The 23,561-nt window shown below is 41.2% G+C and carries 23 protein-coding genes; 14 read left to right on the forward strand and 9 right to left on the reverse strand.

Annotated features, from left to right (window positions below):
* Positions 1-17: 17 nt before the first annotated feature.
* Entirely contained in the window at positions 18-2,024 is a 2,007-nt protein-coding gene (gene tkt / locus CKV69_RS10245; RefSeq protein ID WP_015702702.1) for a transketolase, read from the forward strand.
* 95 nt (positions 2,025-2,119) lie between these two features.
* On the opposite strand, the gene rpoD is transcribed toward tkt, so the two are convergent.
* From rpoD to rpsU, 3 genes are all read right to left on the reverse strand, one after another.
* Positions 2,120-3,988 carry an RNA polymerase sigma factor RpoD gene (gene rpoD / locus CKV69_RS10250; protein WP_005751911.1) on the reverse strand — a complete coding sequence of 623 codons (1,869 nt, stop codon included), beginning with the start codon at positions 3,986-3,988 and terminating at the stop codon, positions 2,120-2,122.
* A 75-nt stretch (positions 3,989-4,063) separates the two neighbouring features.
* Positions 4,064-5,812, reverse strand: a complete 1,749-nt coding sequence (gene dnaG, locus CKV69_RS10255; protein ID WP_005751910.1) for a DNA primase — start codon at positions 5,810-5,812, stop codon at positions 4,064-4,066.
* Positions 5,813-5,927: 115 nt separating this feature from the next.
* A complete protein-coding gene (rpsU, locus tag CKV69_RS10260) occupies positions 5,928-6,143 on the reverse strand; it encodes a 30S ribosomal protein S21 (protein WP_005717672.1) in 216 nt (71 codons plus the stop codon).
* A 218-nt stretch (positions 6,144-6,361) separates the two neighbouring features.
* Here rpsU and tsaD point away from each other — a divergent pair, with 218 nt between their 5' ends.
* From tsaD to CKV69_RS10275, 3 genes are read left to right on the forward strand one after another with little or no spacing between them, the layout of a single operon-like run.
* The gene (gene tsaD / locus CKV69_RS10265; RefSeq protein ID WP_005723723.1) at positions 6,362-7,393 is read left to right on the forward strand and encodes a tRNA (adenosine(37)-N6)-threonylcarbamoyltransferase complex transferase subunit TsaD; all 1,032 of its coding nucleotides are present in this window, start codon (positions 6,362-6,364) and stop codon (positions 7,391-7,393) included.
* Positions 7,394-7,413: 20 nt separating this feature from the next.
* A complete protein-coding gene (locus CKV69_RS10270; protein ID WP_005717662.1) occupies positions 7,414-7,650 on the forward strand; it encodes a hypothetical protein in 237 nt (78 codons plus the stop codon).
* A gap of 1 nt (position 7,651) precedes the next feature.
* Positions 7,652-8,230, forward strand: coding sequence for a thymidine kinase (locus CKV69_RS10275; RefSeq protein WP_005717659.1), 579 nt, complete (start codon positions 7,652-7,654; stop codon positions 8,228-8,230).
* Between the two features lie 87 nt (positions 8,231-8,317).
* Here the strand turns inward: CKV69_RS10275 and gorA are convergent, their stop codons facing one another.
* From gorA to pdxS, 4 genes are all read right to left on the reverse strand, one after another.
* The gene (gene gorA, locus CKV69_RS10280) at positions 8,318-9,673 is read right to left on the reverse strand and encodes a glutathione-disulfide reductase (protein ID WP_015702704.1); all 1,356 of its coding nucleotides are present in this window, start codon (positions 9,671-9,673) and stop codon (positions 8,318-8,320) included.
* Positions 9,674-9,769: 96 nt separating this feature from the next.
* Positions 9,770-10,615, reverse strand: coding sequence for a 23S rRNA (adenine(2030)-N(6))-methyltransferase RlmJ (locus CKV69_RS10285; protein WP_025248561.1), 846 nt, complete (start codon positions 10,613-10,615; stop codon positions 9,770-9,772).
* Positions 10,616-10,775: 160 nt separating this feature from the next.
* A complete protein-coding gene (pdxT, locus tag CKV69_RS10290; RefSeq protein ID WP_015702706.1) occupies positions 10,776-11,357 on the reverse strand; it encodes a pyridoxal 5'-phosphate synthase glutaminase subunit PdxT in 582 nt (193 codons plus the stop codon).
* Positions 11,358-11,359: 2 nt separating this feature from the next.
* Positions 11,360-12,247 (reverse strand): pyridoxal 5'-phosphate synthase lyase subunit PdxS, encoded by an 888-nt coding sequence (pdxS, locus tag CKV69_RS10295; protein WP_015702707.1) that lies wholly within the window; start codon positions 12,245-12,247, stop codon positions 11,360-11,362.
* Between the two features lie 110 nt (positions 12,248-12,357).
* On the opposite strand from pdxS, the gene pdxR reads away from it, so the two are divergent.
* Positions 12,358-13,770 carry a MocR-like pyridoxine biosynthesis transcription factor PdxR gene (gene pdxR / locus CKV69_RS10300; protein WP_016504289.1) on the forward strand — a complete coding sequence of 471 codons (1,413 nt, stop codon included), beginning with the start codon at positions 12,358-12,360 and terminating at the stop codon, positions 13,768-13,770.
* A 31-nt stretch (positions 13,771-13,801) separates the two neighbouring features.
* Here the strand turns inward: pdxR and CKV69_RS10305 are convergent, their stop codons facing one another.
* Complete coding sequence (locus tag CKV69_RS10305) at positions 13,802-16,363, reverse strand: penicillin-binding protein 1A (RefSeq protein ID WP_015702709.1); 2,562 nt, start codon at positions 16,361-16,363, stop codon at positions 13,802-13,804.
* Positions 16,364-16,498: 135 nt separating this feature from the next.
* Here CKV69_RS10305 and CKV69_RS10310 point away from each other — a divergent pair, with 135 nt between their 5' ends.
* From CKV69_RS10310 to CKV69_RS10345, 8 genes are all read left to right on the forward strand, one after another.
* Positions 16,499-17,272, forward strand: a complete 774-nt coding sequence (locus tag CKV69_RS10310; protein WP_015702710.1) for a type IV pilus biogenesis protein PilM — start codon at positions 16,499-16,501, stop codon at positions 17,270-17,272.
* A 39-nt stretch (positions 17,273-17,311) separates the two neighbouring features.
* Positions 17,312-17,827, forward strand: a complete 516-nt coding sequence (locus CKV69_RS10315; protein ID WP_015702711.1) for a hypothetical protein — start codon at positions 17,312-17,314, stop codon at positions 17,825-17,827.
* Entirely contained in the window at positions 17,827-18,351 is a 525-nt protein-coding gene (locus tag CKV69_RS10320; RefSeq protein ID WP_005751903.1) for a hypothetical protein, read from the forward strand. Before CKV69_RS10315 ends, CKV69_RS10320 begins: the two co-directional genes overlap by 1 nt.
* A 2-nt stretch (positions 18,352-18,353) precedes the next feature.
* Positions 18,354-18,716 carry a pilus assembly protein PilP gene (locus tag CKV69_RS10325; protein ID WP_015702712.1) on the forward strand — a complete coding sequence of 121 codons (363 nt, stop codon included), beginning with the start codon at positions 18,354-18,356 and terminating at the stop codon, positions 18,714-18,716.
* A 9-nt stretch (positions 18,717-18,725) separates the two neighbouring features.
* Positions 18,726-20,060: a type IV pilus secretin PilQ gene (locus CKV69_RS10330; protein ID WP_016533091.1), complete on the forward strand. Its 1,335-nt coding sequence runs from the start codon at positions 18,726-18,728 to the stop codon at positions 20,058-20,060.
* A gap of 182 nt (positions 20,061-20,242) precedes the next feature.
* Entirely contained in the window at positions 20,243-20,770 is a 528-nt protein-coding gene (gene aroK / locus CKV69_RS10335; protein ID WP_005717623.1) for a shikimate kinase AroK, read from the forward strand.
* A 16-nt stretch (positions 20,771-20,786) separates the two neighbouring features.
* Positions 20,787-21,875, forward strand: a complete 1,089-nt coding sequence (gene aroB, locus CKV69_RS10340) for a 3-dehydroquinate synthase (RefSeq protein WP_016533092.1) — start codon at positions 20,787-20,789, stop codon at positions 21,873-21,875.
* Positions 21,876-21,878: 3 nt separating this feature from the next.
* Complete coding sequence (locus CKV69_RS10345) at positions 21,879-22,784, forward strand: Dam family site-specific DNA-(adenine-N6)-methyltransferase (RefSeq protein ID WP_005723696.1); 906 nt, start codon at positions 21,879-21,881, stop codon at positions 22,782-22,784.
* 46 nt (positions 22,785-22,830) lie between these two features.
* Here CKV69_RS10345 and CKV69_RS10350 read toward each other — a convergent pair whose 3' ends face one another.
* Positions 22,831-23,136 (reverse strand): DUF721 domain-containing protein, encoded by a 306-nt coding sequence (locus CKV69_RS10350; RefSeq protein WP_005723691.1) that lies wholly within the window; start codon positions 23,134-23,136, stop codon positions 22,831-22,833.
* Between the two features lie 92 nt (positions 23,137-23,228).
* Between CKV69_RS10350 and secM the strand changes: the two genes are divergently transcribed.
* A complete protein-coding gene (gene secM / locus CKV69_RS10355) occupies positions 23,229-23,540 on the forward strand; it encodes a secA translation cis-regulator SecM (protein ID WP_005723689.1) in 312 nt (103 codons plus the stop codon).
* Positions 23,541-23,561: the final 21 nt, after the last annotated feature.

Consider the following 23,561-nt stretch of genomic DNA (forward strand, 5'->3'; position numbering starts at 1 on the left):
AAGAGGGAGTAATCACTATGGCAACACGTAGAGAACTGGCCAATGCCATTCGTTTTTTAAGTATGGATGCAGTGCAAAAAGCAAAATCAGGGCATCCAGGTGCACCGATGGGGATGGCAGATATTGCAGAAGTCTTATGGCGTGACTTTTTAAAACATAACCCAAGCAATCCACACTGGGCCGATCGCGACCGTTTCATTTTATCCAATGGTCATGGTTCAATGCTGATTTACAGTTTATTACATTTAAGTGGTTATGACCTTTCTATTGAAGATTTAAAACAATTCCGTCAATTACATTCCAAAACACCGGGACACCCAGAATATGGTTATGCGCCGGGTGTTGAAACCACAACAGGACCATTAGGTCAAGGGATTACGAACGCAGTGGGTTTTGCGATTGCGGAGAAAACCCTTGCCCATCAATTTAACCGTCCAGGTCATGAAATTGTTGACCACCACACCTATGTGTTCTTAGGCGATGGTTGTTTAATGGAAGGGATTTCTCATGAAGCTTGTTCTTTAGCGGGTACTCTAGGGTTAGGTAAACTAATTGCCTTCTATGACGACAACAATATCTCAATTGATGGTCATGTGGACGGTTGGTTCACTGATGATACGCAAAAACGGTTTGAGGCCTATGGTTGGCATGTGATTCCTGCGGTAGATGGTCATAATCCAGAACAAATTCTTGAGGCGGTGAAACAAGCCCAAGCGGAGACAACCAAACCAACGCTCATTATTTGTAAAACCATTATCGGTTATGGTTCACCGAATAAAGCCAACTCACACGATTGTCATGGTGCTCCATTAGGTGATGATGAAATTGCGGCAGCACGTGAATTCTTAAAATGGGAGCATGCCCCGTTTGAAATTCCTGCGGAGATTTATGCACAGTGGGATGCGAAAGAAAAAGGTCAAGTTGCTGAAAAAGCGTGGGAAGAAAAATTGGCAGCTTATGCCAAAGCTTACCCAGAATTAGCGGCGGAATTTACCCGTCGTGTGAATGCGGAGCTACCGGCAAACTGGGCGGCAGAATCACAAGCCTTTATTGAACATTTACAAGCGAATCCGGCGAGCATTGCCAGCCGTAAAGCGTCACAAAATGCAATTGAAGCCTATGCTAAATTATTACCGGAGTTTTTAGGTGGGTCAGCGGATTTAGCCAGCTCAAACTTAACCCTCTGGTCAGGTTCCAAACCAATCCGTGCAGTAGAAAATGCCGATGGTAACTACATCAACTACGGTGTGCGTGAGTTTGGTATGTCGGCGATTATGAATGGTATTGCGTTACATGGTGGTTTCATTCCTTATGGTGCCACTTTCTTGATGTTTATGGAATATGCACACAATGCGGTGCGTATGGCGGCATTAATGAAACAACGTTCATTATTTGTTTACACCCACGACTCTATTGGGCTTGGTGAAGACGGTCCAACTCACCAACCGGTTGAACAAACGTCTGCTTTACGTTTAATTCCAAATTTGGAAACATGGCGTCCATGTGACCAAGTGGAATCGGCGGTGGCGTGGAAAGCGGCGGTGGAACGTAAAGAGGGACCTAGTGCGTTAATTTTTACTCGTCAAAATCTTGCGCAAATGGACCGCACTGCTGAGCAGTTAGCCAATGTGGCACGTGGTGGTTATGTATTACGTCACTGCTGTGAAAACCAAACTTGCCCAGATTTAATCTTGATTGCGACCGGTTCTGAGGTGGAATTGGCGATGAAAGCAGCGGATGTTTTAGATGCAGAAGGGGTAAAAGTGCGTGTTGTCTCTATGCCGAGCACCAATGTGTTTGATAAACAAGATGCGGCTTACCGTGAAAGCGTGTTACCAAGCCACATAACAAAACGTGTTGCGATTGAAGCGGGTATTGCGGACTTCTGGTACAAATATGTGGGCTTTGAGGGACGTGTTGTGGGGATGAACAGTTTTGGTGAATCCGCACCAGCTGACCAATTGTTCAAACTCTTTGGTTTTACGGTCGAGAATATAGTCGAAAAAGCAAAAGCGATTTTATAATTCACATTATGTGCTTAAATGAAAAGCCACTCGCTGACGAGTGGCTTTGATTGAATAGACTGGGAATAAATGAGATGCGTTTCTCTTGGTTTCCATTATTCGTCTAAGAAACTACGTAAAGTTTCAGAACGGCTAGGGTGACGTAATTTACGTAAGGCTTTCGCTTCGATTTGACGAATACGCTCACGTGTGACATCAAATTGTTTACCTACTTCTTCTAAAGTATGATCTGTGTTCATATCTATACCAAAGCGCATACGGAGTACTTTCGCTTCACGTGGGGTTAGCCCTTCTAATACTTCGTGTGTCGCCACTTTCAAGCTTTGTGCTGTGGCAGAGTCTAATGGTAACTCAAGAGTTGAGTCTTCGATAAAATCACCTAAATGTGAATCATCGTCATCACCAATAGGCGTTTCCATAGAAATCGGCTCTTTGGCAATTTTCAAGACCTTACGGATTTTATCTTCTGGCATTCCCATACGTTCTGCTAACTCTTCTGGAGATGCCTCACGCCCCATTTCTTGTAGCATTTGACGTGAAATGCGATTTAATTTATTAATCGTTTCAATCATATGGACAGGGATACGAATCGTTCTTGCTTGGTCTGCAATAGAGCGTGTGATCGCTTGGCGGATCCACCAAGTCGCATAAGTGGAGAATTTGTAACCACGACGGTATTCAAATTTATCCACTGCTTTCATAAGACCAATGTTTCCTTCTTGGATTAAGTCTAAGAATTGTAAGCCTCGGTTCGTGTATTTTTTAGCGATAGAAATCACAAGACGTAAGTTGGCTTCCACCATTTCTTTTTTCGCACGGCGCGCTTTGAGTTCGCCGGCAGAAATCCGTTCACAGACTTCGCGGATTTGCGAAACGGTTAAATTGGTTTGACGTTCAATTTCCAGAATATTATCAATGTAATAACGAATTTCTTCTTCATGTTTCGCTAATTTTTCAGACCAAGTTTTGCCTGATGATAGTGCTTTAACTAACCAAGTATCTTTGTTTTCATGCCCAATAAAGACTTTTTGGAATTGCTCTTTTGGCATTTTGGCCTTATCTACCACAATTTTTTGAATGCTACGCTCTTGTAAACGAACTGATTTCATCATATTGCTCATTAAATTGACTAGCGTATCAAATTGTTTTGGCACCAAACGGAATTGGGTAAAGACATCTGCTAAGGCTTGGATTTGATCTTTTGATTTTTTGCTGGTGCGACCGTGTTTTTCGATCATCGCAACCGCTTTGGCGTGTTGTGTCTTGAGTTCTAGAAACTTCTCACGCGCCACTTCTGGATCGATGGAATTGTCTGAATCACTATCGTCTGTCGTGCTTTCTTCTTCGCTTTCTTCTTCCTCTTCCTCTTCTTCATTGAGTGTAGCACTTACAGAATCGCTGTCTTCGTCTTCATCAAAAGTGTCTTCAATTTCTGCAACATCGCCTTCTGTCATCGCATTTGGATCAACAAAGCCAGTGATTAAGTCAGCTAAACGGACGCCACCTTCTTCGACTAATGCGTATTGATCAAGTAGATAAGAAATTGCTTCTGGGTAAAAGGCAATCGCACTTTGAACTTCATTAATCCCTTCTTCAATGCGTTTTGCAATGTCGATTTCGCCTTCGCGGGTAAGTAGTTCAACACTGCCCATTTCACGCATATACATGCGCACAGGATCGGTTGTACGTCCAATTTCTGCTTCAACGCTTGATAATACTTGCGTCGCTTCTTCAACCGCATCTTCATCAGCAATCGTTTCATTTAACATCAGATCATCAGCATCAGGTGCACTTTCAAGTACTTGAATCCCCATGTCATTGATCATCTGAATAATATCTTCAATTTGTTCAGCATCAACAAGTTCTTCTGGCAAGTGGTCATTGACCTCTGCGTAAGTAAGATAACCTTGTTCTTTGCCTTGTGCGATTAACAATTTCAATTGAGATTGTGGATTTTGATCCATAATGTAATATCCGCCTTGCTTGAGTAGTTATGAAGATAAAATACGCCTGATTTTATCACTGTTATGCTAGATTAACTATGCCTTTTGTTGTTTTTTCACTAATAATTGTGTCAACTTTTTCCGCTCATTCATATTTAGCCCTTCTGAGCGATCTTTGGCAATCAGTAAATCGATTTCATGTTCAATAAGTTGAAAGTACAAATAGCGTAGCGTGCTTTTGAATGTTTCTTCAATTTGTGTGTCTTCTACTAAATGATTCCAACTTGCTAAAATTTCAAGGGCTTTGCTGTGTTCAGTATCACGCCAATATTCAAGTATTTGACCGGTAGTAATGCCCACTTTTTCTTGACAAAGTGCGGTCAGTTTTTCCAATAAATCCAGCCCTGGTTCATTCAGTGTTCGTAAGGGAGATAAGTCTGGTACCAATTGGGCTAATTCTGGATTTTGCAATAACAGACCAATTAATACACGCATTGGCGTTCTTTTGACCGGTTGAGGCGAGGCTGTTATTTTCATTTCAGAATAGCTTGGAATCAGACTTTCCAATTGGGCTTGGTCTAAAATGCCGAGTTTTTGCGCGAGCGTATTGCGTAGAGATAAGCGTAACATATCGCCAGGGATTTTTTTGATTAATGGCACTGCCAATGCGGCTAATTTTGTTTTCCCTTCTTTACTGGAAAAATCCACTTGTGGCGCGAGGCTAGTGAATAAAAACTCACTCAGCGAGAGGGCTTTTTGCATATATTGTTCAAAGCCGGCTTTTCCATGCTGACGAATAAATGAATCAGGGTCTTCACCATCAGGCAGAAAAACAAATTTTAATTGACGCCCGTCTTCTAAATAAGGAAGGGCATTTTCAAACGCTCGCCAAGCTGCTTCTCGTCCCGCGCGATCCCCATCATAACAACAAATTGCTTGTTCCGTAGAACGAAACAGGAGTTGAATTTGTTCTGCGGTAGTCGCTGTTCCGAGTGAGGCAACGGCATAATCAACACCAAATTGTGCTAATGCCACCACATCCATGTAACCTTCCACAACCAGTAACATCTCTGGTGATTCATTGGCTTGTAAGGCTTCATATAAACCATATAGTTCATTTCCTTTATGGTAGGTCGCGCTTTCTGGTGAGTTTAAATATTTAGGTTTTTCATCACCAAGCACGCGTCCGCCAAACGCAATGGTTCTGCCACGTCGATCGCGAATCGGGAACATGATCCGATGACGGAAGCGATCGTAGATCTTGCCTTGCTCGCTACGGGAAAGCATACCAAGATCGAAGAGTTTTTGTTGATCTTCTTTCTGTTGCCCAAAACGTTGTAAAACTGCATCAAAACTATTCGGTACGAAACCAATTTGAAAACGAGAAATCACCTCAGGAGACAAACCGCGTTGTTGTAAATAACTTTGTGCAGGAATATGTTGTGCGAGTTGTTGTTGATAGAATTGGGCAATTTCTTGCATCAATTCATATAAATTACGCTTAGTTTGCAGATTAATTTGTTTGCCATGAAAGTGCGGTTTATTTTCACGCGGAATCTCTAAACCGAGCATGCCTGCTAATTCTTCAATGGCTTCGACGAATTCAAGTTTGTCATATTCCATTAAAAACGAGATTGCATTACCGTGTGCACCACAGCCAAAGCAATGATAAAACTGTTTTTTTTGACTAACCGTAAAAGAAGGCGTCTTTTCGTGATGGAATGGACAGCAAGCTTGGTAATCTCGCCCTGCTTTTTTGAGCTTCACTCTTGAATTGACAAGCTCCACAATATCTGTCTTGGCTAACAGATCATCAATAAATGTGCGTGGAATTGAGCCTTTCATCAAGTATATGCCCCTGCTTTAACATAAAAATATGGCGCGATTGAATGAAACAAAACCGTGATACCTATCGGCTTCACGGTTTGTATAACTCGAGTTTTTAAATACGTATTTCGTATTAGTATAAGCGTGTATTACGTGCGTTTTCACGTGCAACACGTTTTGCGTGACGTTTAGCACGAGTCGCGTTTTCACGTTTACGGATTGTAGTTGGTTTTTCGTAGAACTCACGGCTGCGAACTTCTGCTAAGATACCAGCTTTTTCGCAAGAGCGTTTAAAACGACGTAATGCAACGTCAAATGATTCGTTTTCACGTACTTTAATTACAGGCATAAGCCAATCACCTCAATGGAATTAATTTTGCAATTGCTAATTTATTTTACCGTTTGGAATAAACGGCTTATTCAATAAAGGTCGCAATTTTAATCTACTTTTCACGGAAAAGCAAAGGGAAGTTTGATCTTTTGTGTAAAAATGCGCTGTCAAACTGGTGAAAGCGTGTTAAACAAGGTAAAATTCTGCCCCAATAATAATGACAAAGGAAGAGCAAAATGCGCGTGTTAGGCATTGAAACCTCCTGTGATGAAACAGGGGTCGCGATTTATGATGAAGAAAAAGGTTTAGTGGCAAACCAGTTATACACACAAATTGCCTTACATGCTGATTACGGCGGGGTCGTGCCCGAATTAGCGTCGCGCGATCATATTCGAAAAACCGCTCCTTTGATCCAAGCGGCGTTAGCACAAGCTAATTTAACGCCCGACGAGATCGATGGGATCGCGTATACCTCTGGTCCAGGCTTAGTCGGTGCATTATTAGTGGGATCCACTATTGCACGCTCTTTAGCTTATGCTTGGAATGTGCCAGCTATTGGTGTACACCATATGGAAGGGCATTTGCTAGCACCAATGTTGGAAGATAATCCACCAACATTCCCTTTTGTTGCGTTATTAGTCTCAGGGGGACACACGCAATTAGTCCGTGTCGATGGCGTAGGACGTTATCAGTTACTGGGTGAATCGATTGATGATGCGGCAGGCGAAGCCTTTGATAAAACAGCGAAATTATTAGGCTTAGATTATCCGGGTGGTGCTGCGTTGGCGCGTTTGGCGGAAAAAGGTGATCCTAAACGTTTTAAGTTTCCACGTCCGATGACGGATCGTCCAGGTTTGGATTTTAGTTTCTCCGGTTTAAAAACCTTTGCTGCCAATACACTGCAGCAAGCGATAAAAGAAGAAGGGGAATTAACCGAACAAACCAAAGCAGATATTGCCTATGCTTTCCAACAAGCTGTGGTTGAAACTTTAGTGATTAAATGCCGCCGTGCGTTAAAGGAAACGGGATTTAACCGCCTCGTGATTGCGGGGGGGGTAAGCGCAAATAAGCAACTTCGTCAGGATTTAGCACAGTTAATGCAACAGTTAAAAGGGGAAGTATTTTATCCACAACCACAATTTTGTACCGATAATGGAGCCATGATTGCCTATACTGGTTTTTTACGTTTAAAACAAGGGGAGTCACAACCGCTTGCGATTCAGGTAAAACCGCGTTGGGCGATGACTGAGCTTTCTGCGATTGATTAATATTTAACAAGGAAATCACCATGAGTGAACAGCTAAAAATAAAAGCCATGCGTGCAGCAGGTGTGGGTTGTGTCTTAATGTTAATGATAATTGCCTTAGTGGTGTTTATGCTCCCAACGGGCATATTAATTGATTATTTAACGCTAGCGGGTTCTTGGGTCGGTGGTGGAACCACTTTTGGTATTTTAATGTTGGCAGCCTTACCCCCTCTAACAGGCGCTATTTTTTATTATTTTTGGAAATGGGTATTAAAGTAAGATGGCAAAACTTTATTTTTATTATTCAACGATGAATGCGGGGAAATCCACCACCTTATTACAATCGTCCTATAACTACCAAGAACGCGACATGAATACCTTAGTCTATACGGCAGCCATTGATGATCGGTTTGGTGTGGGAAAAGTAACCTCACGTATTGGGATTAGCCAAGAGGCACAACTGTTTCATAAAGAAAGTGATCTTTTTGTTGAAATTGCACAACATCTTCAACAACAACCTTTACATTGTATTTTAGTCGATGAGGCGCAATTTTTAACCAAAACACAAGTGTATCAGCTTAGCGAAGTGGTGGATAAATTAAAGATTCCTGTGCTGTGTTACGGTTTACGCACAGATTTCCAAGCAGAATTGTTCGAGGGAAGTAAGTACCTTTTAGCGTGGGCAGATCAATTAGAAGAGCTCAAAACCATTTGTTATTGCGGACGTAAAGCAAACTTTGTATTACGTTTAAATGACAAAGGGGAGGTTGTACGTGACGGTGCGCAAATTCAAATCGGTGGGAATGACAGTTATCTGTCGGTTTGTCGTTTACATTACAAAGAGAAGATTGCTCTTTAAGCGTATTGACGCTGAAAAGTGCGGTCATTTTTAACGAAGTTTTGTCAGAGAAAAGGCGGAAAATCACTCCGCCTTTTGGTGCACTGATTAACGCATCGTCACAAATTCTTCTGACCCTGTTGGGTGAATTGCCACGGTATTATCGAAATCTGCTTTAGTGGCGCCCATTTTGATTGCCACAGCAAAACCTTGGATCATTTCATCGACACCAAAACCGATACCATGTAAGCCGACGATTTTCTCTTCTTTGCCGACACAAACTAATTTCATGCGACAAGGCTGACGGCGTTGCGTCACGGCACTGTACATTGGCGTGAAAGAGGATTTATACACTTTCACATTTTCTTCACCGTATTGCTCAATCGCTTTGGGTTCAGTTAAACCAATGGTGCCGATAGGAGGGTGGCTGAATACTACGGTTGGCACCAGATTGTAATCTAAATGCTCATTGGGCTTGTTGTTAAATAAACGCTCAGATAAACGACGTCCAGCAGCCACGGCAACTGGAGTGAGTTCAATTCCCCCTTCAATAATGTCACCCACCGCATAGATACCTTCCACATTGGTGTTTTGGTATTTATCCACTTTAACAAAACCACGTGCGTTGGTTTCCACTCCGCTTGCTTCAAGGTTAATGGTATCGGTAGCTGGATGGCGACCTATTGCCCAGATCAAACAATCCACCTCTTGGCTACGTCCATCTTCGAGTTTAATCGTGAGTGAACCATCCGCATTTTTCACTACTTCTTGGGGGATCGCTTGAGTATGTAATTGAATGCCATCTTGTTGAATCACTTCTAATAGGGTATCTACGATTAAGGGATCGAAGTGACGCAATGGGGCGTGTTGACGCACAAATAAATGGGTTTTTACACCAAAGCTATTCATCACACCGGCAAGTTCAACCGCAATGTAGCCGGCACCGACTACTGCAACACGTTTTGGTAATTCGGATAAGGCAAAGACGCCATCTGAATCAATGCCATATTCTGCGCCAGGAATGGCAGGACGACTTGGGCGTCCACCAGTGGCAATCAGAATATGATCGGCGGTAATGTGTTCACCATTGACTTCAACGGTATTGGCATTCACAAATTTTGCAAAGCCTTGAATAACATCCACATTATTTTTGGCTAACACGTTGTGATAAGAGGTGTGAATGCGGCTAATATAGGCTTGACGACTTTCTACCAGTTTGGCGAAATCAAATTTATTCACTTGCAGATCAAAACCATAATCTGGCGCATACTGATGAATGGCTTCGGCAATTTGTGCGCCATACCACATGACTTTTTTTGGTACACACCCGACATTCACACAGGTGCCCCCTAACGCTTTTGCTTCAATAATGGCACATTTCTTGCCGTAGCTTGCTGCACGGTTAATAGAAGCAATTCCGCCACTGCCGCCACCAATCGCCAGATAATCATAATGTTTTGTCATTGTCTTGTTCCTTTTCATTCAGGGGAGGATGATAAAAATCTGTACTCTTTTCCAACGCTACCTATCAAATACACGTTTTATGTTGTCGCTTTTATTTTACTCTGGGGTAATCCATTTTACTGTCCAGCTTCCCGTTCCTTCTGGAACCAGGACATCAGTTAAATAAGGTAAGATGTTTTGCATTTGCTGTGTTAATGTCCAAGGTGGATTAATAACAATCATTCCACTTGCCGTCATGCCACGTTGGTCACTGTCAGGACGTACGGCAAGTTCAATTTGTAAGATCTTACGGATCCCAGTCTTTTCTAATCCTTTAAGGATACGTTTTGTTTGTTGACGTAGCACCACAGGGTACCAAATGGCATAAATGCCAGTGGCAAAACGTTTGTAGCCTTCTTCAATCGCATTGACCACCAAGTCATAATCCTCTTTCAATTCATAAGGGGGATCGATAAGCACCAAGCCACGTCGCTCTTTGGGAGGTAAGGTCGCTTTCAGTTGTTGAAAACCGTTATCGCGTTTCGTGGTGACATTGTCAAATTCTTTAAAATTATTCCGTAAGAGTGGGTAATCGCTAGGGTGCAACTCTGTGAGTAAAGCACGATCTTGTGGGCGTAACATCTTAGCCGCAATCAGCGGAGAACCCGCGTAATAACGTAATGCTTTGCCGCCATAATTGACTTGTTTAATTAATTTGATATAGCGAGCCACTTCCTCAGGTAGATCATCGCGTTGCCAAAGGCGAGCAATGCCTTGTTCAAATTCTGCGGTTTTTTCCGCCTCTTCACTAAATAAACGATAGCGTCCAACGCCGGCATGAGTATCTAAATAGTAAAAGCCTTTTTCTTTTTGTTGAAGATTTTCGATAATTAGCATTAAAACAAGGTGTTTTAACACATCAGCATGGTTGCCCGCATGGAAACTGTGACGATAACTCAGCATAATAGCGCCTTTCAAATACAAGTAAGTAAATCGGTATTATAAAGATTTTTTCATGAAGCGCTATTAAAGTTGTGAAACATGCAAGATGAGATGAAAAAGTGCGGTCAAATTATGAGATTTTTTAAAAGAGGATGTGCGAGTGCTCACATCCTCAAATAGACTAACACATTTCTAAAAAGTGTTGCATGACGCGCAGATCTGTCGTCAGTTCTGGGTGAAAGGCACAAGCCAACAAATTTTGTTGTTTCGCGAGGACAACATGCCCCTGAAAAGTCGCTAGACATTGCACTTTTTCATGATTGATTTGAGCAATATGTGGTGCTCGGATAAAAACCGCAGGAAACGTTGTAGCAAAGCCTTCAATTTCAAGGGCGGTTTGAAAGCTATCCACTTGTCGCCCAAAGGCGTTGCGTTGCACACAGATGTCCATTAAACCTAAATGCACCGTAGGATCATTTTCTAATTGCTTTGCGAGTAAAATCATGCCGGCACAGGTGCCGAAAATACCTTTACCTTGTTTGGCAACATCTTGAATTGCCTCAATAAACCCATATTGATGCATTAATCTGCCAATGGTCGTGCTTTCACCGCCCGGGAGCACTAAACCATCAAGTGCGGTCAACTCTGAGACAGTTTTGATTGCACTGGCGTTGGCACCAAGTTGTTCAATTTGGCGCAAATGTTCGCTTACTGCTCCCTGCAGAGCTAACACGCCAATGTGTAAATGTGAATAGTCTTTCATACTTACCAGCCACGCTCTTGCATTCTTTCATGTTGTTGCAGGCGGGAAATCTCAATGCCTTTCATCGGTTCGCCTAATTCTCCCGATAAACGGGCGATCAAATCATAATCTTGATAATGAGTGGTCGCCTGTACAATGGCTTTGGCGAATTTTTCAGGATGTTCAGATTTAAAAATTCCTGAACCAACAAAGACGCCATCAGCACCTAATTCCATCATCAAAGCCGCATCGGCTGGTGTTGCCACTCCACCTGCGGCAAAATTTACTACCGGTAATTTACCTAATGCTTTGATTTGTAATAGTAATTCAAAGGGTGCGCTAAGATTTTTGGCCTCGGTCATGAGCTCATCATGGTTCATGGCGACGACTTTGCGGATTTGTGCATTGACTTTACGTATATGACGTACCGCTTCCACAATATTACCTGTGCCCGGTTCACCTTTGGTGCGCAACATTGAGGCACCTTCACCGATACGGCGTAATGCTTCGCCTAAATCACGGCAACCACACACGAACGGCACAGTAAATTCACGTTTTAACAGATGAAATTCATCGTCAGCAGGAGTTAATACTTCGCTCTCGTCAATGTAATCGACACCCATTGCCTCTAACACGCGGGCTTCGGTGATATGCCCAATTCGAGCTTTCGCCATGACTGGAATTGATACCGCATTCATCACCTCTTTGACAATTTTCGGATTTGCCATGCGTGCGACACCGCCCGCCGCACGAATATCAGAAGGCACTCGCTCTAACGCCATGACAGCAACCGCACCAGCCGCTTCGGCAATGCGTGCTTGTTCGGCATTCACCACATCCATAATCACACCGCCTTTTTGCATTTGTGCCATACCTCTTTTGACGGTATCAGAACCTAAAATCGTATTCATATTTTGTCTCCTTTTATCATGTATTGTTGTGTATAAACTGCTGCTATTTTTGCGCTTATTTAGGTATGATTAAAAGTGTCAAAAAAGAGAAATTTAATGAGGTCAGAGTGATGCGTAAATTGAATTATCAGCTTGATAAGGGGAAAAAAGAGCCCTTGTATTTACAACTTTATCAACAGCTCCGTGATTTAATTTATACACAGCAGCTTGCATTTGGAGAGCAATTACCTTCAAAAAGAGCCTTATGTGATTATTTGCAGATCAGTCAAAATACCGTGGAAGCTGCCTATGCGCAGCTACTCGCAGAAGGTTATATTGAATCCATTGCACGACGTGGTTTTTTTGTGTGCTTTCAACCTTCTTTGTTTTTTTCAGCACCAAAGCAAACACAACCCCATACTGTAGCACTTCGCCATAGTACGATAGCCTTTGACTTTAATCCCCACTATATTGATAGTAAACATTTTCCGTTAAAAAACTGGCGTAAGGCGGGTAAAGCGTTATTCCAAGCACGCCATTCAAGCTTATTAGGTCTTGGTGATAAACAAGGGGAAAGTCACCTTAGACAGCAGATTTGCGATTACCTTTTTTCATCGCGCGGTGTGAAATGTCATATTGATCAAATTATCATTTGTGGTGGTTTGGAAAACGCGATTCAGCAACTGATGTTGTTGTTTACGCACCTTTATCAAACGCCTGTTGTGCACTATGGTATGGAATTTTATGGTTATCAGACTTTAGAAAAGCTATTAACATTAGCCCACCAGAAAGTGATCAAGTTGCCTCTGAATGCAGATGATCAACAGCTTGACCTTGATTTTTTAGCGCAAAGTTCAGTGAATATTGCGTGTGTAACGCCGTCGCATTTGTATCCCTTTGGTCATGTGCTTTCTATTACACAACGTCAACAATTACTAGCTTGGGCAAAAGCACAGCCACAGCGTTACATTATTGAAGATGATTATGACAGTGAATTTCGTTACCAAGGTAAACCAATCCCTGCGTTACAGAGTTTAGATAAGAATGACAGTGTGATTTATCTAGGTTCTTTTTCGAAGTTATTGATGCCTTCTTTGCGGGTTTCGTTTATGGTACTGCCCACGTCATTACTGGCAGCATATCAACAACATTGTGGGTTTATTAATTGTGCGGTTTCTCGCTTTGAACAGCAGCGTTTGGCTTATTTTATGCAGCAAGGTGAATTTGAAAAACACATTAATCGTATGCGTAAAATATATCGACGAAAAATGGCACTGCTGTGTAGTTTGCTTGCACCTTATGCAACTCAAATAAGATACTATGGTGAACATTCGGGATTTTATTTACTGATTGAACTTATTGCGGAGTCAAGAAGTTTAGAGACCTTAACACAATTGGCTTATGACAAGGGGGTTAAAGTGTATCCCGTAGATTGTGCGGCGCGTAGGTTATTTTCTTTAGGCTTTGGCGATTTAAGCGAAACACAATTAGTGGAAGGCGTCAGCTGTTTATTGAATGCGTGGTTTGCACAAGACGCTATTTGAGTGAAATAGCGTCTTAAAAGTGCGGTCTGTTTTAGAAAAGTTCTTCCCGTTCTTGGATTGGGGAATTTTCGTTTATCTCATCAGATGGGATGTAGTAGCCTTGTTCTTCTACATAACTCCGTTTAGGTTCTGTACCATTGATAAAATATTCCATTCGTCCACCAGATTCCGTGAGTAAGCCAGAACCCGTATCAATGCGTTTTTCAATAATATTGGGTGGTGGACTCAATTTACGTTCTGGAATATTTTCTAAGCTTACTTGCATATAGGCTTGCCACGCAGGTAAAGCCGTTTTTGCCCCTGCTTCGCCGCGCCCTAAATTACGCTTATTGTCGTCGAAGCCAACATACACAGCGGTGGTTAAATGTGCGCCAAAGCCAGCGTACCAAGCAACTTTCGAATTATTCGTAGTACCGGTTTTTCCTCCGATATCTTGACGTTTAAAGGCTTTAGATAAGCGCCAGCTAGTCCCCACCCAGCTTTTACCCGGCTCGCCATAAATAGCGGAGGTTAAAGCACTGCGAACTAAAAAGGCCAATTCACCGCTAATCACGCGCGGTGCATATTGGGTTTCAGCATTATCTGTTTTAGCCGCAGCCATAAAGCTAAGATTATTTTCATCTAATTGTGTTTGTGCCGTTGGTTGAAGTTCTGGCAAGTCAGGGATCAAATCACCGACATCGTTTTCTTCTTCCCCATTGATATTGGTATCGAAATTCTCTGTTAAGCTTAAGTCGTAGTTTTTAAATGCATCCAGTTTTTCAGTTTCACCATAGAGCACAGGAATATCATGACAGCTAATACAGGCAATTTTCGGATTGGCTAAGAAAATCTCTTTGCCCGTATTGTCTAAAATACGATTAATAATAAAGGGATCAACTAAGAAACCGCCATTGTCAAAGACCGCGTAGCCTCTTGCCATTTCAAGTGGAGTAAAAGAGGCCGCACCTAAGGCAAGAGCTTCACTGGCTAAGTATTGATCGCGTTTAAAACCAAAGCGTTGTAAGAATTCTGCTGTAAAATCAATGCCCGCCATTTGCATCGCACGAATCGCAATCATATTTTTTGATAATCCTAAGCCAACCCGCAAGCGCATTGGTCCATCAAATCGATTTGGTGAGTTTTTTGGCTGCCAAGGTTTTTGTCCTGCTTTTTGTATGACAAGAGGCGAGTCTTGTAAGACGCTTGAAAGTGTTAACCCTTTTTCTAATGCGGCCGCATAAATAAACGGTTTAATTGAAGAGCCCACTTGGACTAAAGATTGTGTAGCACGGTTAAATTTGCTTTGTTCGAAACTAAATCCACCAACTAAGGCTTCAATTGCACCATTATCACTATTTAAGGATACCAAGGCAGAGTTGACTTCCGGCACTTGAGCCAGAATCCATTCCCCTTTCTCTTTTTGACGAATCCAAATTTGTTCGCCTACTTTTGGTGTTTTTTTACCCGCCCAACGCATAGCATTGTGTGATAAGGTCATGCGTTCACCTGAGGCTAGAAGAAGTTCTGCTCCGGTTTTGCTGATATTCATGACGGCAGCCGGTAAGAGCGGTTCAGAATGTGGTAATTTTTTTAAGAAACCTATGATACGATCATTGTCCCACACCACTTCGTCTTTTTGCCAAAGTGGCGCACCGCCACGATAACCATGGCGCATATCGTAATCAATTAAGTTATTACGTAAGGCTTTTTGCGCTTCAGCCTGATCTTTCGAAAGCACCGTAGTATAAACTTTAAAACCGCTAGTGTAGGCTTTTTCTTCACCAAAACGTCTGACCATTTCTTGACGTGCCATTTCAGTGACATAGTCTGCACGGAAATCAATTTGTGCACCATGGTAGCGCGCGACGATAGGTTCTTTGATTGCCGCGTCATATTCTTCTTGTGTGATGTATTTAGTGGTTAACATCCGTCCTAAGACAATATTACGGCGTTCTTGCGCCCGTTTTAATGAATAAATCGGGTTCATTGTGGAAGGTGCTTTAGGTAAGCCAGCGATAATCGCAATTTCGGACAAGCTTAGTTGATCGAGCTCTTTGCCAAAATAGGTTTTGGCGGCAGCGGCAACGCCATAAGAACGATAGCCTAAATAAATTTTGTTCAGATAGAGTTCTAAAATCTCATTTTTACTTAGTGTATTTTCGATATCAATGGCTAAAACGGCTTCTTTAGCTTTGCGTTCAAGCGATTTTTCAGGGGTTAAGAAAAAATTTCGTGCTAATTGTTGAGTAATTGTACTGGCGCCTTGTGAAACGCCTTTCTTCGTAACCGCGACCATAATGGCACGCGCAATGCCAATAGGATCGAGCCCATGATGTTCATAGAAACGGTTATCTTCTGTTGCTAAAACAGCATGAATCAGTTGTTTTGGAATTTTATCCAGTGGCACTGGAATCCGACGTTGTTCTCCCACTTCGCCAATCAGTTTGCCATCAGCCGTATAAATTTGCATTGGCTGTTGTAATTCGACTGTTTTTAGGCTTTCTACATCCGGTAAGTCCGCCTTTAAATAAACATAGATCGCACCTAGCGCGAGACAGCCTAGTACGATGAGCGTGAGCAGGGTACTGAGTATTAGTTTTGCGATCCGCATCGGGAAATTCTCTTTAGTTTAATGTTTGTTTATTCAAAACTCGAAAAAATTGTACACAGTATAAAGACAACAAGACTAAATCCAAAGCTAAAAGTGCAGTAAAAATGTAAATACTCAGTAAAGAAGTACAGAAAAATGATTAAATTATCATCAGGTTTTATTCAAATTGGTCTATGGCAAACACAAGAAAAACTCGAGTTGGTTTGGTTAGATGAGCAACGTCAACCGCACGTCTTATTTTGTGCGCTTCCTCACCTTTCCACGCTTGATCAATGCGTTAGAGCGAATTTAGCTCAGCATAAACTTCAGCGACGAAAACACTATTTTGTAGCAGCGATCTCACCCCACCAGATTTGGAGCAAAACAATTTTATTTCCTCATCCTCTCTCGGAAAGCGAATGTGAAGCACAATGTAGTTTATTGTTAACGCAAGAATTACCAATTACTTTATCTCAGCTATGGTTTGATTATTGCGCAGAACAACGACAACAAGGCTTTAGACTCACAGTTTTTGCTTTGCAACGTAGTATCGCTGAACAGTATTTAGCCCCTTTATCTCATGTGGATGTCCGTGTGTTGGATAACGTTGTGTATGCCTTATTGCGTGCGTTTCAATTTCTATTACCAGATGCAAACTATTCAAAAACATTACTACTGTATCAAGATACACAAGGTTGTATCGCAATGCAAAAAAGAGAACATCAAGTCGTGTATATACAACAGGCGATGGCAGATTTGAATAGCACTTATACACAATTTTGCCAACGCTATCCGACAGAGATCGAGTCTGTAGTTGTGTATCAAACAGAAAGAATAAGCGCGCTACTTCCAACAGACTGGACGATGTTACAAACAGAAGTCCCTTTAATCGCACTAGGGAATGCTTTATGGCATGGAAAAAGTGATTAATTCAGGTTGAGATTTATTACATGGAGTGAAAACAAACACATGAAACACACAATTAATTTGTTGCCTTGGCGAGAAAAAAGAACAAAACAGCGTATCAAGACAGCTAGCGCACAATTCGCAATACTCATTTTGTTGAGTAGTTTTGGTTATTTTTATTGTTTTGAGCAAACCGCGTTATTCAAGCAGCAGATTTCAATACAGCAAAACATCCAAGCACAAATGCATACTGAGCAACAGACAGTGAGTCAACAGATTCAACGTTTAAAACAGCAGATTGTTTTATCTGATACGGTATGGTTAGCACCGACTGACTTTTTAGCTTTATTAGCCTGTTTATCAGTCCTCCCCTTAGGTAAAGGTGAATTGACTTACCTACATTTAGATAACGAGGTTTTGACCGTACGAGGGCAAGTTGAAAAACAGCAAGAGTTTGAGCAAGTACACCAATATTTCTTAGCACAACCTCTTTTTACAAACGTGGTATTAGCGGAAATGAAGTCAGAATTAGAGCATATTGTTTTTGAAATAGTATTAACGATAAAAAAGGCGCAATGATGTTGAGTAAAGTATTACAGGCAAAATTAGATCGTTGGTTTAGGTTTTCGCTTTTTCAACAAATAGGGTTATTTTTTGTGGTGTTCGGTCTATTGCTGATGTTTCCGCTTTCAAATTATTGGCAAGTACGACAAACGTTAAATCAATTCGTGTTAGAAGAGAAGGCGCAAAAGCAGGCATTGCAACATCAAAAACACATTTTAGCCAGTTTAGAGCGAAATAATCTGCGCCAGCTAATGCCCCTCGATGTTGCACATCGACTTACAGAAATTAATCAATTTCTTGAAGTCCAACTTGCTCATTTACCTGAGCAAGCGACTCAATGGACATTTCAACCCTTTCCTCAGTTAGTGTTGCATTTTAAGAGTGATTTTGAACAATGTCAGGCTTTTTTCACGCAATTGTTAACACAATATCCACAATTATTCTTACTTTCATTACAAATCATGAAAAATGAAGAGGGTGAAGAAAGCACAATTCAAACTGAGGTTTCCTTTCAATTACAGTTAAAACAGGATAGTTAACGATGAACATCAAGATCATCTTTCTTTTATGTGGACTTAGCTTCACGGTCTGCGCTGATCCTTTTGATAAAAATAAAAGAGAGCAGCATGCGTCTAAGGCTTCAGTTTGTCATACCGTGGCGACGACAGTCTTTGCGCAATATCCTTTGTCGGCATTGAAGTTAATTGGTGTGTTACAACAAAACAATGCATGGCAAGCCTTCTTTATGGATGATAAAGCCCAGATCGAAATGGTTACTGTAGGACAGTTTTTAACCGCCGAAGCCTTGAAAGTCAAACAGATAAGTCAATTTGGCGTTGAGTTATCTTATTGGAAGAATAAGCAAACTTGCACGGATGAAGGGATACTATCACTCAAATTTTAAGGAAAGATTATGTGGCGAGCATTCAGAAAAATATCTTTTGTGTACTTTTTATGTGGGGTTGCTTATGTTGGAAGTAGTCAAGCACAAGACGCAGAACATTTTTATTTACGTTTAAAACAAGCGCCTTTAGTCGAAATGTTACAGTATTTAGCATTGCAACAACATCAGGATTTGTTAATCGATGATCATTTAGAGGGCACATTATCATTACAGATGAAAAAGACAACCTTTGAGAAATGTTTACAGTCGATTGCAAGAATGAAACAACTTGAGTTACATCAAGAAGGAAAATCCTATTATTTAACTTCCCCTTCAGGTGTTGCAGCAAACGATACTCATCATCCTACGTCATTGATGACATCTTCAATAAAATTGCATTTTGCCAAAGCTGCAGAGGTGGTGAAATCTTTAACTTCAGGGCAGGGAAGTTTACTTTCTGTCGGGGGGAGTTTGAGTTTTGATGAGCGGACTAATTTACTGCTGATTCAGGATGAACCGCAATCAATACAGCGTATTAAAGCATTAGTAGCAGAAATGGATAAACCCATTGAACAAATTGCGATCGAAGCTAGGATTGTGACGATGACAGACGAAAGTTTGCAGGAACTTGGTGTAAGATGGGGGCTATTTCAAGCAACAGAACAGGCACATACTATTGCAGGGAGTTTAGCCGCGAACGGCTTTTCGAATATAGAAAACCAATTAAATGTGAATTTCTCGACCAATAGTGCACCTGTTGGTTCCATCGCCTTACAGTTGGCGAAAATAAATGGTCGATTATTAGACTTGGAATTAACTGCCTTGGAGCGAGAAAAGCATATTGAGATTATTGCGAGTCCTCGTTTATTAACAACGAATAAAAAAAGTGCCAGTATCAAACAAGGGACGGAAATTCCTTATGTGATGAAACGGGGAAAAGATAAAAGCGAATCGGTGGAATTTCGAGAAGCTGTATTGGGTTTAGATGTGACACCGCATATCTCAAAAGACAACTCGATTTTATTAGATTTATTGATTACACAAAATACATTAGGTGCACCGGTAGTGTATGATAAAGGCGAAATTGTTTCGATCGATAAACAGGAAATCAATACTCAAGTCGTCGCTCAAGATGGTGAAACCATCGTTTTAGGTGGGGTGTTTCATGATACGATGACAAAGGGAGTCAATAAAGTACCACTACTAGGGGATTTGCCTTTGCTTAAACATGTGTTTAGCCAGAAAACTGAACGTCATCAAAAGCGGGAATTAGTGATTTTTGTCACTCCTCATATTATCAAACCTAGCCAAGGTTCGCCTGAACAAAAAACAACAAGAGTTAAAAAATCTGCAAAATCGAGGTGACTTTTGTTCACATTAAGTAAATATCAGAAATAAATAAGCATTGAGGTTGAAAAAGGGGGCAATTTATTGCGATAATCTCAATTATTTTTTGGGTGATCTTTCTGCGGCCGATAAGGGTCGCTTCTCTATTTTGTAAAAGATCATAATTATCAATGTATTAATGAAAAGAAGAAAAATTAGAGATGGCAGAAAAGCGTAATATTTTCTTAATTGGACCAATGGGCGCGGGTAAAAGTACGATTGGCCGCCAATTAGCACAGCTATTAAGTATGGACTTTGTGGATTCGGATAATGAAATTGAACAACGAGCGGGTGCTGATATTAGTTGGATTTTTGATGTTGAAGGTGAAGACGGTTTTCGTAAGCGTGAAGAACGCATTATTAATGAATTAACACAAAGACAAGGGATCGTGTTATCTACAGGTGGTGGCGCGGTGTTATCGAAAGAAAATCGTAATCACTTATCAGCACGGGGTATCGTGATTTATTTAGAAACGACGGTAGAGAAACAATATCAGCGTACCCAGCGTGATAAAAAACGCCCTCTTTTGCAAGAGGTTGAGGATCCCCGTCAAGTCCTTGAGGATTTAGCAAAAATTCGTAATCCTTTGTATGAAGAAATTGCCGATATCACCTTACCTACTGATGAACAAAGCGCTAAGGTAATGGCAACGCAAATTGTCGATTTAATTGATAATCTTCACGGTTAGATAAGTAGGGTAAAGCATGTTGTGTGTAAATGTTGAGTTAAAAGAGCGCCGTTATCCAATTTATATTGGTTCGGGATTACTTTCGAATGAAAAATGCTATCCTTTAAAATCTGGCGACAAAGTCATGATTGTGACGAACCCAACGATTGCACAACATTATCTTTCTCAAGTGACAGACACCTTGGTGAAAAAAGGCTGTTTGGTTGAACATGTATTCTTATCAGATGGTGAACAATATAAAACACTAGACTCGTTAAATCTTATTTTTACAGCACTGTTGCAAGGAAATCATGGCAGAGATACGACGATTATTGCTCTCGGTGGTGGTGTGATCGGCGATGTTGCAGGTTATGCGGCGGCGAGTTATCAACGAGGTGTGCGTTTTATTCAAATTCCAACGACCTTATTAGCGCAAGTTGATTCGTCCGTAGGGGGAAAAACCGCGGTCAATCATGCGCTTGGTAAAAATATGATCGGTGCGTTCTATCAACCTTGTACGGTGATCATCGATACATTAACCTTAAACAGTTTACCAAAACGAGAAATCAATGCAGGCTTAGCTGAAGTGATTAAGTATGGCGCGATTTTAGATCTGCCGTTCTTTACTTGGTTGGAACAAAATATTGATAGTCTAGTGGCACGAGATCCAGACAATTTACAAACCTGTATTGCACGCTGTTGTCAAATTAAGGCAGATGTTGTCGCGCGCGATGAAACGGAAAAAGGCGATCGCGCTTTATTAAATTTAGGGCATACATTTGGTCATGCGATTGAAACCCACTTAGGGTATGGGCATTGGTTACACGGTGAAGCAGTGGCGGTTGGGATGCTAATGGCTGCGGTACTTTCAGAAAAACTGGGGAATTTGACGAAGACTGATGTGGCACGTCTTGAAAGATTGCTAGCTCGAGCCAACTTACCGACAGTCTCACCAGATACTATGCAACCTGAAGATTATTTACCACATATGCTACGCGATAAAAAAGTGCTCGCTGGAAAATTGCGTCTCGTCTTATTAGCGTCTTTAGGTCAGGCTTATGTCGCAACAGATACTGATCCAGCGTTAGTGCTAGATGCTATTCGTTGTTGTACGCAGGTTAATTGATTCATGCCACCTCGTCGAAAATGCCCGGTTAAGCGCCCCGCTATTGTTGGTAAGAAAAAAGCAAAATTAATCCCTATTAAACACCGCCCCTTTTTGAAGTGGGCAGGTGGTAAATTTCGCCTATCTGATGAAATCAATAAACTGTTGCCCAAAACGAATCAATGCTTAATTGAGCCCTTTGTTGGAGCGGGTGCGGTCTTTTTGAATACTAATTTTGAACGTTATATTTTGGCGGATATTAATCCAGACTTGATTAACTTGTTTAACTTTGTCAAAAACGACGTTGAGCATTATATTAATGCGAGCAAGCCACTTTTCTTCCACCCTGAAGCCAATACCAGTACGTTTTATTATGCAAAGCGTACACAGTTTAATCTTTCCAAAGATCCATTTGAACGATCAGTGATTTTTTTATACTTGAATCGTTTTGGTTTTAATGGACTTTGTCGCTACAATTCTAAAAATGAATTTAATGTGCCGTTTGGTACGTATAAAAGACATTACTTTCCAGAAAATGAGCTCCGTTATTTTGCGGAAAAAGCACAAAATGCAGAGTTTATTTGTGCGGATTTCCAACAAACCTTTTCTTTGGCTGATGAAAAATCGATTATTTATTGTGATCCACCTTATGCACCATTAATTCAGGACAGTAATTTTACCAGTTACGCTGGCAATGAATTCTCTTCACTGCACCAACAAATGCTTGCTGAGTTAGCTCGAAAAACAGCCGAAGAGCGCCAGATTTCGGTAGTAATTTCGAATCATGATACGCCGTTTACGCGACAGATTTACCAGAATGCTAAAATTAAAGCTCTGAAAGTACAGCGTTCAATTAGTCATCAATCAGCACGCCGGATTAAAGTGGCAGAATTAATTGCAGTATTCAAAGGGACACCTCTTGCTAAGTAATCAAGAAGACGATCGCTTTGTGCTGGCTTTGATGTGAAAAGAGACGTTAACAAAAGAGATTAGGCGTGATAGTGAATTTTATTTTTTTCACTTCAGGATAGTCTTGATGAATGCGTGCTAATATCGTTTTTTGTTCAAACAATAAAGCTTGTCGTACACTGGCATTGGCAACATCTAAATAAAGCGTATCCTGTTCTAAATTCGCGACGTTATACAAGCCTTGATATTGTTGAGGAATACGTTGTTGTAAATGCAAATTTAAGGCATTTAAAAACAGACCTTTTTTCATGATCTTCGCTAAACTGGAGTTTTCTAACAGCTCGATAACGTTAACCGGTTTTTCATATCGCATGGGCTTGTTTTCTCACTTTTTACCTCAATATTTATGACATTGTAGCGAATTTCCGCTACAATACGAGAGATTTTTTTACAGTAGGCGAGATGATGGTTCTAACGAAAGGTAAGCATAATTTTTGGTCGCGATTACTCTTGAGTATGATTGCGATTTTTGCATTACCGCAGTCACAAGAATTGAGCACACCAACAGGCTTACCTCATGAGAATCATCGTTCATCTCAGCTGATTCAACAGCAGATTTCACATACGATTGCGATTGCGCAACATGTTCAACAACAGTCATATCATCTGATTGTTCCACCTCAAAATAAGCCTTATGTGAGGCAAAATCAGGCATTTTTTGCGTCAATCCTTACTTATTCACTGCCACCTATTCGTGCGGGTCCGATTAGCGTCTAACTTAACTCGTTGACTTATTTA

Origin of the sequence: Pasteurella multocida (assembly GCF_900187275.1) — a bacterium.
Lineage (GTDB): Bacteria > Pseudomonadota > Gammaproteobacteria > Enterobacterales > Pasteurellaceae > Pasteurella > Pasteurella multocida.

Coding starts and splice junctions, on each gene's coding strand:
- tkt (WP_015702702.1), top strand. CDS start 18: ATGGCAACACGTAGAGAACTGGCCAATGCCATTCGTTTTTTAAGTATG.
- rpoD (WP_005751911.1), bottom strand. CDS start 3,988: ATGGATCAAAATCCACAATCTCAATTGAAATTGTTAATCGCACAAGGC.
- dnaG (WP_005751910.1), bottom strand. CDS start 5,812: ATGAAAGGCTCAATTCCACGCACATTTATTGATGATCTGTTAGCCAAG.
- rpsU (WP_005717672.1), bottom strand. CDS start 6,143: ATGCCTGTAATTAAAGTACGTGAAAACGAATCATTTGACGTTGCATTA.
- tsaD (WP_005723723.1), top strand. CDS start 6,362: ATGCGCGTGTTAGGCATTGAAACCTCCTGTGATGAAACAGGGGTCGCG.
- CKV69_RS10270 (WP_005717662.1), top strand. CDS start 7,414: ATGAGTGAACAGCTAAAAATAAAAGCCATGCGTGCAGCAGGTGTGGGT.
- CKV69_RS10275 (WP_005717659.1), top strand. CDS start 7,652: ATGGCAAAACTTTATTTTTATTATTCAACGATGAATGCGGGGAAATCC.
- gorA (WP_015702704.1), bottom strand. CDS start 9,673: ATGACAAAACATTATGATTATCTGGCGATTGGTGGCGGCAGTGGCGGA.
- CKV69_RS10285 (WP_025248561.1), bottom strand. CDS start 10,615: ATGCTGAGTTATCGTCACAGTTTCCATGCGGGCAACCATGCTGATGTG.
- pdxT (WP_015702706.1), bottom strand. CDS start 11,357: ATGAAAGACTATTCACATTTACACATTGGCGTGTTAGCTCTGCAGGGA.
- pdxS (WP_015702707.1), bottom strand. CDS start 12,247: ATGAATACGATTTTAGGTTCTGATACCGTCAAAAGAGGTATGGCACAA.
- pdxR (WP_016504289.1), top strand. CDS start 12,358: ATGCGTAAATTGAATTATCAGCTTGATAAGGGGAAAAAAGAGCCCTTG.
- CKV69_RS10305 (WP_015702709.1), bottom strand. CDS start 16,363: ATGCGGATCGCAAAACTAATACTCAGTACCCTGCTCACGCTCATCGTA.
- CKV69_RS10310 (WP_015702710.1), top strand. CDS start 16,499: ATGATTAAATTATCATCAGGTTTTATTCAAATTGGTCTATGGCAAACA.
- CKV69_RS10315 (WP_015702711.1), top strand. CDS start 17,312: ATGAAACACACAATTAATTTGTTGCCTTGGCGAGAAAAAAGAACAAAA.
- CKV69_RS10320 (WP_005751903.1), top strand. CDS start 17,827: ATGTTGAGTAAAGTATTACAGGCAAAATTAGATCGTTGGTTTAGGTTT.
- CKV69_RS10325 (WP_015702712.1), top strand. CDS start 18,354: ATGAACATCAAGATCATCTTTCTTTTATGTGGACTTAGCTTCACGGTC.
- CKV69_RS10330 (WP_016533091.1), top strand. CDS start 18,726: ATGTGGCGAGCATTCAGAAAAATATCTTTTGTGTACTTTTTATGTGGG.
- aroK (WP_005717623.1), top strand. CDS start 20,243: ATGGCAGAAAAGCGTAATATTTTCTTAATTGGACCAATGGGCGCGGGT.
- aroB (WP_016533092.1), top strand. CDS start 20,787: ATGTTGTGTGTAAATGTTGAGTTAAAAGAGCGCCGTTATCCAATTTAT.
- CKV69_RS10345 (WP_005723696.1), top strand. CDS start 21,879: ATGCCACCTCGTCGAAAATGCCCGGTTAAGCGCCCCGCTATTGTTGGT.
- CKV69_RS10350 (WP_005723691.1), bottom strand. CDS start 23,136: ATGCGATATGAAAAACCGGTTAACGTTATCGAGCTGTTAGAAAACTCC.
- secM (WP_005723689.1), top strand. CDS start 23,229: ATGGTTCTAACGAAAGGTAAGCATAATTTTTGGTCGCGATTACTCTTG.